The organism is Streptococcus danieliae (genome assembly GCF_013415245.1).
GTDB classification, from domain to species: Bacteria; Bacillota; Bacilli; order Lactobacillales; family Streptococcaceae; genus Streptococcus; species Streptococcus danieliae_A.
In genome coordinates, this window is record NZ_JACBXX010000086.1 from 18,145 (window position 1) to 27,235 (window position 9,091).

The following is a 9,091-nucleotide window of genomic DNA, read 5'->3' on the forward strand; positions in this document are numbered from 1 at the left end:
GAAGAGCATAATTCGTACCTTCCTACTTTTAGTTCAATCTATATTTTCATCAATCTCAGTTGGCATCAAATCTATTATTACACTCACTCCCCAAAAAGCGATAAAAAACTGACTCCGATTGTCGTTATTTATAATCTGGGAGAGATTATGTTCAAACCCAAACGAGAAACGGATGGAAAATATGAATATGTGTCTCCAGGTAATGCCATTAATTATAGTGAAACAAAAAATATTACTTTTTCTTTTGACGATGGAGATGGGACACGAAAATATATGGTGGGTTTTAGTAGTTATGAACACAAACAACAAATTCTAATTAGTTATAGTTTGTCTCAAAATTTAGAAATAGTATCTATTTATAAATACACCCCAGATGATATTACCGAGCAAAAACCTTCTCCGAAAGACCAAGCCATGGTTGATCGCTACGTCAAAAAGCTGACAGACCACGTCCTGGAAACCCGAGTCACACCACCTCTCTTCAATCTCCAATGGCTTTATGATCTGACTTTTGATGAGAAGAAGGTGCTTCATCTTGAAGATGACTAGTCTCCTTTCCAGTCCAAAAAAGCACTCGAATGTCTGATTCGAGTGCTTTTTAGTAGAAGTTACATTTGTTCAGGTGCTTCGACGCCCAAGAGGCGGAGTGCTTCTTTGAGGACGAGGCCGGTTGCATAGCTGAGGGCTAGGCGGCTTTCGCGTTCTGGGCTTTCTTCCAGGATGCGGGTGTGGGCATAGTATTTGTTAAAGTGTTGCGCCAGATTGATGGCGTATTTAGCGATAATCGAAGGTTCGAACTGGTTGGCAGCTCGTTCGATCACGCGGCTGAAGTCTTGGAGGATTTTCAAGATTTCCCAGCTTTCGCTGTCTTCCAAATGGTAGTGAGCTTCTGGATTTGCTTGGTAGTCAGCCTTCCGCAAGATGGATTGAATCCGTGCATAGGCGTATTGGACATAAGGACCAGTTTCCCCTTCGAAGGAGAGCATGGCTTCCAAATCAAAGTCGTAACCATTCATGCGGTCGGTCTTCAGATCGTAGAACTTAATCGCCCCAACTCCGACTTGGCGCGCCACCTCTTCCTTGTTGGGAAGGTCTGGGTTTTTAGCAGCAATTTGTTGCTCGGCACGACTGATGGCCTCAACAATGGTTGGTTCGAGCAAGATAATATTGCCCTTGCGCGTTGACAATTTTTTCTTGTTTTTGGTGACCAAACCAAAAGGAATATGGGACATGTCTTTGACCCAGTCATAGCCCATTTTTTCTAAAACGGCATTGAGCTGTGCAAAATGGCCCGATTGTTCGTGCCCAGTAATGTAGATATTTTTGGCAAAATCGTAGGTCCGTTTCCGATAGAGGGCAGTCGCAAGGTCACGGGTGATGTAGAGGGTTGCCCCGTCAGATTTTTTAATCAAGGCAGGGTTGAGGTTGAAGTCCTCCAAATCCACGATCGATGCTCCACGAGATTCCTCTAGCAGGTTTTTCGCTTCGAGAATCTCAATGATTTCATCCATCTTGTCATTGTAGAAGGCTTCTCCATTGTAGCTGTCAAAGTCAACATTCAACAGCTTGTAAATCCGGTTGAATTCTACCAAGCTTTCAGAGCGGAACCATTCCCAGAGTTCCCAGGCTTCCTTGTCGCCCTGCTCGAGCTTGAGGAACCATTCCCGTCCTTGTTCATCCAGTTCAGGCTTGGTTTCCATTTCCTCGTTGATGCGGACATAGAGTTTTAACAATTCAGAAATTGGGTTGGCTTCAACAGCTGCCTTATCGCCCCAAAGCTTGTAGGCCACAATTAAAAGACCGAATTGTTTCCCCCAGTCACCGAGGTGGTTGATTCGGACAGCAGTGTAACCAAGTTTGTTAAAGAGATTGGCCAAGGCATCCCCGATAACGGTCGACCGCAAATGACCGACTGAGAATGGTTTAGCGATGTTGGGGCTGGACATATCAATGGTGATGTTTTGCCCCTGACCAATGTTCTGAGCCCCGTAGGTCTCTTTTGCTTCGATAATAGAACGGAGAATCTGGTCTCCCATGCCAACCTTGTCTAAGAAAAAGTTGACATAAGGTCCGGTTGCAACGACTTTTTCAAAACCAGTTGTGTCAATGGCCTCAGCGATCTCTGTAGCAATCACGGCAGGTGCCTTGCGTAGGACCTTGGCCAGGCTAAATGCTGGGAAGGCAATGTCTCCCAAATCAGAGGATTTAGGGGTTTCTAAAAGGTCCAAAATGGCTGCTTCATCAAGATTTTCGATTTGAGCTGCTAGCCGTTGGGCCACTAATGCTTTTTGGTTCATAATTTCTCCTTTTTTACTTTATTTTATCATAAGGCAGGACCTAAATCCAACAGGTACAGGCTGATAAAAAATTTGTTATAATTGAAACAGAATGCGTGAGGAAAGACCATGAAAAAAGTAGAAAGACAGAATTTGATGCGGCAGTTGCTGGAAGAGCAGCGCTTTTACCGGCAGCAGGAACTGCAAGCGGCCTTGAAGGCCGCTGGAGTAGTTGTGAGCCAGGCGACCTTGTCTCGGGATATGAAGGAGCTGGGGGTGGAGCGGCAGCTGTCCAGTCAAGGTTCCTCTTTTTACCGTCTGCCGCGGCTTGAGGCTGAATCTGGATTGGCCGATGCGGCTCTTTATGTGCAGAAAATTGACCGGGTTGATTTCAGCCTGGTTTTGCATACTGGTCTGGGTGAAGCCTCGGTCTTGGCCAATAGCCTAGATGCCAGTGGCGATCCGCGGATTTTGGGAACCATTGCAGGAGCTGACACGCTGTTGGTCGTGACGCGTTCCAGTCAGGATGGTGCCAGCCTCGAGCGGGATATCCGCTCCTATGTTGAGGAGGATCTATGAGTCAAACTAAACTATCACCAGGCATGCAGCAGTATGTCGATATGAAAAAAGATTACCCCGATGCCTTCCTCTTTTTCCGCATGGGGGATTTTTATGAACTTTTTTATGAGGATGCGACCCGAGCGGCGCAGATTCTAGAGATTTCCATTACCTCGCGCAATAAAAATGCGGCGGACCCCATTCCCATGGCAGGGGTTCCCTACCATTCAGCCCAGCAGTACATTGACACCCTGATTGAGCAGGGCTACAAGGTTGCGATTGCTGAGCAAATGGAGGATCCCAAGCAGGCCAAGGGCGTGGTTAAGCGAGAGGTTGTTCAGGTTGTCACGCCAGGGACCAGTCTCGATGGTCCTAGCCGGGATGGCCAGAATAATTTCTTAGTAGCCCTTTATAGCAAGGGGCAGGGCTTTGGCCTAGCTCATCTGGATTTGGCTACCGGGGAATTTGGAGTGACCCAGCTGGATCGTTGGGATTTGGTCTTGAGTGAAATCCGTAATCTCCAGGCCAAGGAAGTGGTGCTAGCGGGCCAGGTTTCAGAGGAGCAAGAAGCCCTTTTGAGCCAGCAGTTGCAGCTTCTGGTTTCCTGGGTGGACAAGCCCTTGGATGCCAGTCCCCTCCTACCGTCGACCTTGTCAGAGTTGGCCTTTTTGGCAGCAGCTAGTCTGTTGGCTTATATTTACCAGACGCAAATGCGGGATCTGGACCATTTGAAGCCGGTTGAGGTCTATCAAATTGCGGACTCCCTCCGCATGGATTTTGCGACCAAACAAAGCCTAGATCTAACCGAGCATGCGCGAACGGGCAAGAAGCAGGGGTCTTTATTAGGAGTTTTGGACCAGACACGGACGGCCATGGGGTTGCGGCTGTTACGCCGCTGGATTCAACAGCCGCTCTTGGACAAGGATAAGATTGAGCAACGGCAGGAGCAGGTGACGATCTTGCTGGAGGCCTTTTTTGAACGCCAGGACTTGGTTGAGAGCCTGAAGGGGGTCTATGATATTGAGCGTCTGGTGAGTCGGGTGTCCTTTGGGAAGACCCTGCCCAAGGATCTCTTGCAACTATCGGCAACCCTGGGGCAGGTGCCGCAAATCCGGCAACTCTTATTGAGTCTGGAGCAAGCGGCCTTGGAGCCCCTGGTTCAGGGCTTGGATCCCTTGGAAGAGCTCTATGCCTTGATTGATGCGGCCATCGACCCGGAGGCTCCCAACCAACTTATGGATGGCGGTCTGATCAAGACTGGCTTTGATCCCGTGCTAGACCAATACCGCAAGGCTTTGCGGGAAGGGACCTCCTGGCTGGCGGATTTGGAGAGCCGGGAACGTCAGGCGACAGGGATTAACAATCTCAAGATTGATTACAACCGCAAGGATGGTTACTATTTCCATGTCACCCAGTCCCAACTCAGCCATGTGCCCGACCACTTTTACCGCAAAGCGACGCTGAAAAATTCGGAGCGCTTCGGTAGTCAGGAACTGGCGCAAATTGAAGGCCAGCTCTTGGAGGCTCGGGATCAATCATCGCAATTGGAGTACGATCTCTTTATGCGGATCCGGGAAGAAGTTGCCAAGTATATGCCGCGCCTGCAAAGTTTGGCCGGGGCCTTGGCCAGTGTTGATGTTTTGCAAAGTCTGGCTTTTGTGGCCGAAAGCCAGCTCTGGGTCAAGCCGACCTTTAACCAGACGGGGCAGATTCATGTGCTGGAAGGTCGCCATCCGGTGGTTGAAGCAGTCTTGGGCCGTCAGTCCTATATTCCCAACAGCCTGGTTATGGCGCCCGAGGATCGGATCCAGTTGATTACCGGCCCAAATATGAGCGGGAAATCGACCTATATGCGTCAGATCGCGATTATGGTGATCCTGGCTCAGTTAGGCTCCTATGTTCCGGCCAAGGAGGCTGACCTCCCCATTTTTGATGCCATCTTTACCCGTATTGGGGCGGCTGACGATTTGGTTTCCGGCCAGTCTACCTTTATGGTCGAGATGATGGAAGCCAATCAAGCCGTCCAGCACGCTAGCCCCCAGTCGCTGATTCTTTTTGATGAGCTGGGCCGTGGGACAGCAACCTACGATGGTATGGCCTTGGCCCAAGCCTTGATTGAATACATTCATGATAAAGTGGGAGCCAAAACCTTCTTTGCAACCCACTACCATGAGTTAACGGACCTCGAAAACCATCTGTCGGGTCTGGCCAATGTCCACGTTGCCACCTTAGAAGAAGGTGGAACAGTGACTTTCCTCCACAAGATTGAACCCGGCCCGGCCGACCAGTCTTATGGGATTCACGTGGCGAAAATTGCCGGTCTCCCCAGGGAACTATTGACGCGAGCCCAGGTCATTCTGGATGGACTGGAAAGCCAGGATGTGCGTCCCCAGACTGGGCAACTGGATCTCTTCCTGGTTCCAGAAGCTCCGCCGGTCCAGCCCCACCCCCTATTGGAACAACTAAAAACTGTCAATCTGAGCCAGATGACTCCCCTAGAAGCCTTGTTGTTCTTGGATCAGGCTCAGAAAGAGTTACAGGCAGAGTAACAGAATCAGCCTAGCTAGAATTTTGAAAGGAGATGCATTGCTTTACATTTGGAATTATTTAAAAAAACATCCCCAGCTGCTAGCTTTAGATATTCTTGCAGCGACCTTATTTGTAATGGTCAACCTGGGCTTGCCGACTTTTTTGGCACGGATGATTGACCAGGGAATTGTGGCCGAAGACGAGTCCCGGATTTATTTCTGGGGCTTCGTGATGCTGGTCACGGTCCTAGTTGGCATCTTGGGTCGTTTTTTACAGACCTATGCCGGTAGTCGTTTGACCAATAAGATGATCCGCGATATGCGTTTGGATATTTACAAGCAGCTCCAGTACTATTCCCACCAGGAATACGAACAAATCGGGGTTTCTTCTCTGGTAACTCGGATTACCAGTGATGCTTTCACCCTGATGCAGTTTGCGGATCAGACCTTGAAATTTGGGGTGATTACTCCCTTGATGTTGTTGTCAAGCTTGGTGATGGTCTTTGTGACCAGCCCGTCCTTGAGTTGGATTGTGGCCTTTTCCATTCCTTTCTTGGTCTTGGTGATTTGGTATGTGGCGGTGGCCAGCCGTCCGCTATCGGAGAAACAACAAGAAAGTTTGGATCGGATCAACCATTTTGCCCGGGAAAATTTGACCGGTTTGCGCGTGATTCGGGCCTTTGGGCGCGAAGCGTTTCAAGAGGACCGCTTTGCCCAGGAAAATGACCGTTACCAGGCCAATTCCAACCGGCTCTTTAAGTTGACCGGTTTGACCGACCCCCTCTTTGCCCAGATTATTATTGCGATGATTGTGGCTATTGTCTGGTTTGCCCTGGCTCCTTTGAACCAGGGGCAGATTCAAATTGGGGTGGTGGTGGCCTTTATTGAATACAGCTTCCATGCCCTCTTATCCTGCTTGCTGTTGGCAGGTCTCTTCACCATGTATCCCCGGACAGCCGTTTCTGCTCGCCGTCTTCAGGAGATCATGGATATGCCCCTGTCGATTTCGCCTAATGAAGACGGAGTGACGGAAACAGAGACCAAGGGCTACTTGGAGTTTGATCGGGTGACTTTTGCCTATCCGGGTGAAACGGAAAATCCGGTCTTACACGATATTTCCTTCAAGGCCCAGCCAGGTCAAACCATTGCCTTTATTGGCTCTACGGGTTCAGGGAAATCTTCCTTGGTCCAGTTGATCCCCCGCTTCTTTGACGTAACCTTGGGGCGGATCTTGATCGATGGGGTTGATGTGCGTTCCTATAACCTGAAAGCCCTCCGCCAGAAGATTGGCTTTATTCCGCAGAAGGCGCTCTTATTTACCGGTAGCATTGCCGAAAACCTACGCTTCGGGAATGCCCAGGCTGATCAGGAAGACTTGGAGAGCGCCTCTGACGTGGCCCAAGCCTTGGAGTTTATTCAAAGTAAGGAAGACCAGTTTGAAACCCATCTAGCCGAAGGCGGCAGCAACCTATCCGGTGGTCAAAAGCAACGCTTGTCGATTGCTCGTGCCTTGGTGAAGGAACCAGAGATTTACATCTTTGACGACTCCTTCTCCGCCCTGGATTACAAAACCGATGCCCTTTTGCGGGCCAGACTCAAAGAAGTGACCCAGAACGCAACCGTTTTGATTGTGGCGCAAAGGGTTGGAACGATCATGGATGCCGATCAAATTATTGTTTTGGATAAGGGTGAAATTGTGGGTCGTGGAACCCATGAGGAATTGCTGGAAACCAATACAATCTATCGTGAAATCGCAAATTCGCAGCTGAATAGAGGGGAGGAGTAGATTGTGAAAGAAAATAACTTCAAACGTCTCTGGACCTATCTGCGTGCTTACCGGGCGAGTGTTTATCTAGCGGTGGCTTTCAAGGTTCTCAGCATTGTTATGTCCGTTTTGGAGCCCTTTGTGCTGGGTTTGGCCATCACAGAGTTGACCCAGAATCTCCTCGATATGGCTCAAGGGAAGGCCAGTGGCCTCAATGTTTCCTATATCTTCTGGATTCTGGTCCTCTACCTCATCCGGGGAACCCTGTATTCAGTTGGAGCCTACTATGCTAACTACTTTATGACCAATGCGGTGCAGGCGACCGTTGGCGACCTGCGTAAGGAGTTGAGCCACAAGGTCAACCACCTGCCCGTTTCCTACTTTGATCGCCAGCAGTTTGGAGATTTGCTCGGACGTTTCACGACAGATGTCGAAACCGTCTCAAATGCCCTCCAACAAAGCTTTTTACAGATTATCAATGCCATTGTCACCATTGTTTTGGTGTTGGCGATGGTTTATTCCATCAATCTGCCTCTAGCTCTGGTCGTGACCCTGATTATCCCGCTGACCTATTTTACATCCAGCAGAATTCTCAAGTTTTCCCAACCTTCCTTTAAGCGTCAAGCCGATATTGTGGGAACATTAAATGGGTTTGTGCAGGAGCACCTGACTGGTTTCCAGATTGTAAAACTCTATGGCCGTGAAGACGAGACCGTGGAGGAATTTCAAGCCATCGTGGATGAGTTAGAAGAAGTTGGCTTCCAAGCTGGTTTCCGCTCCGGTCTCATGGCTCCCCTCCTCCACGGACTATCCGACTTTGCCTATGTCATTATCGCCTTTCTCAGCGGTCTCCAGGTCTTGGCGGGTCGTTTGACCATCGGGAACATGCAGGCTTTTGTCCAGTATGTCTGGCAAATCAGCCAACCCGTACAAATTTTGACCCAGATCTCGGGCCAGCTCCAAAGTGCCCAGTCCTCACTGGATCGGATTTTCCAAGTCTTGGATCAACCAGCAGAAAATGCGACCGGTGAAACAGCCCTTGCCCAACCGCTTAGCGGTCAGGTAACCTTTGACCAAGTCTCCTTTAGCTATAGTGCGGACAAACCGCTGATTCAAAATTTTAACCTAGAAGTTGAACCAGGCCAAATGGTGGCCATTGTTGGTCCAACAGGGGCCGGCAAAACAACCCTGATCAACCTGCTTATGCGCTTCTATGATGTGGATGGCGGGGCGATCCGTGTCGATGGTCGGGACATCCGCAGCATTGACCGCCAGGACTACCGCCGGCAGTTCGGGATGGTCCTGCAGGATGCCTGGCTGTACGAGGCCAGCATTGAGGAGAACCTGCGCTTCGGGAACTTAGAGGCGACCCATGAGGAGATTGTGGCGGCCGCCAAGGCGGCCAATGTGGATTATTTCATCCGCAGCCTTCCAGGTGGTTACAAGATGCAGATGAACCAAGAGTCCAGCAACATCTCTCTCGGTCAGAAACAATTGCTGACCATCGCCCGGGCCCTCCTCGCTGATCCGAAAATCCTGATCCTGGATGAGGCAACTAGCTCGGTCGACACCCGCTTGGAGCTGCTGATCCAGAAAGCCATGAAAACGCTCGTGCAAGGACGGACCAGCTTTGTCATTGCCCACCGCCTCTCCACCATTCAAGAAGCCGATAAGATCCTGGTCCTTAAAGAAGGCCAGATCATCGAACAAGGAACCCACACAAGCCTCTTGGCCGACCAAGGCTTCTACTACGACCTCTATCAAAGCCAATTTGCGCGTGATGAGGAATAAATGGATTTCATCCCCAGCTGAAAACAGCTGGGGTATTTTTGAAAATAAGTAAGCGCGCTATAACCAAGTATATGAAAAAGGTTCCAGAGTTGATTGACTCGGGAACCTTTTTTATTGACAATTCTTCTGTATGATTTCAGACCATGGCAAATAGTCCTCTAGAACCTCTATTT

General features: G+C 49.6%; 6 protein-coding genes. 5 read left to right on the forward strand and 1 reads right to left on the reverse strand.

What is annotated here, in order from left to right:
• The first annotated feature begins 147 nt into the window (after positions 1 to 147).
• Complete coding sequence (locus tag HZY94_RS03290; RefSeq protein WP_179924997.1) at positions 148 to 549, forward strand: hypothetical protein; 402 nt, start codon at positions 148 to 150, stop codon at positions 547 to 549.
• Positions 550 to 608: 59 nt separating this feature from the next.
• On the opposite strand, the gene argS is transcribed toward HZY94_RS03290, so the two are convergent.
• Entirely contained in the window at positions 609 to 2,297 is a 1,689-nt protein-coding gene (gene argS, locus HZY94_RS03295; RefSeq protein ID WP_179924998.1) for an arginine--tRNA ligase, read from the reverse strand.
• Positions 2,298 to 2,405: 108 nt separating this feature from the next.
• On the opposite strand from argS, the gene HZY94_RS03300 reads away from it, so the two are divergent.
• The 4 genes from HZY94_RS03300 to HZY94_RS03315 are packed head-to-tail and all read left to right on the forward strand — an operon-like array spanning position 2,406 to position 8,918.
• Complete coding sequence (locus HZY94_RS03300; protein ID WP_179924999.1) at positions 2,406 to 2,855, forward strand: arginine repressor; 450 nt, start codon at positions 2,406 to 2,408, stop codon at positions 2,853 to 2,855.
• Positions 2,852 to 5,383, forward strand: coding sequence for a DNA mismatch repair protein MutS (mutS, locus tag HZY94_RS03305; RefSeq protein ID WP_179925000.1), 2,532 nt, complete (start codon positions 2,852 to 2,854; stop codon positions 5,381 to 5,383). Before HZY94_RS03300 ends, mutS begins: the two co-directional genes overlap by 4 nt.
• A gap of 37 nt (positions 5,384 to 5,420) precedes the next feature.
• On the forward strand, positions 5,421 to 7,148 hold the full coding sequence (locus HZY94_RS03310; RefSeq protein ID WP_179925001.1) for an ABC transporter ATP-binding protein: 1,728 nt from the start codon (positions 5,421 to 5,423) through the stop codon (positions 7,146 to 7,148).
• 3 nt (positions 7,149 to 7,151) lie between these two features.
• Complete coding sequence (locus HZY94_RS03315; protein WP_179925002.1) at positions 7,152 to 8,918, forward strand: ABC transporter ATP-binding protein; 1,767 nt, start codon at positions 7,152 to 7,154, stop codon at positions 8,916 to 8,918.
• Positions 8,919 to 9,091 lie beyond the last annotated feature (173 nt).

Excerpts from the sequence above, each read along its gene's own strand:
- HZY94_RS03290 (WP_179924997.1), top strand. The coding sequence starts at position 148 with ATGTTCAAACCCAAACGAGAAACGGATGGAAAATATGAATATGTGTCT.
- mutS (WP_179925000.1), top strand. The coding sequence starts at position 2,852 with ATGAGTCAAACTAAACTATCACCAGGCATGCAGCAGTATGTCGATATG.
- HZY94_RS03300 (WP_179924999.1), top strand. The coding sequence starts at position 2,406 with ATGAAAAAAGTAGAAAGACAGAATTTGATGCGGCAGTTGCTGGAAGAG.
- argS (WP_179924998.1), bottom strand. The coding sequence starts at position 2,297 with ATGAACCAAAAAGCATTAGTGGCCCAACGGCTAGCAGCTCAAATCGAA.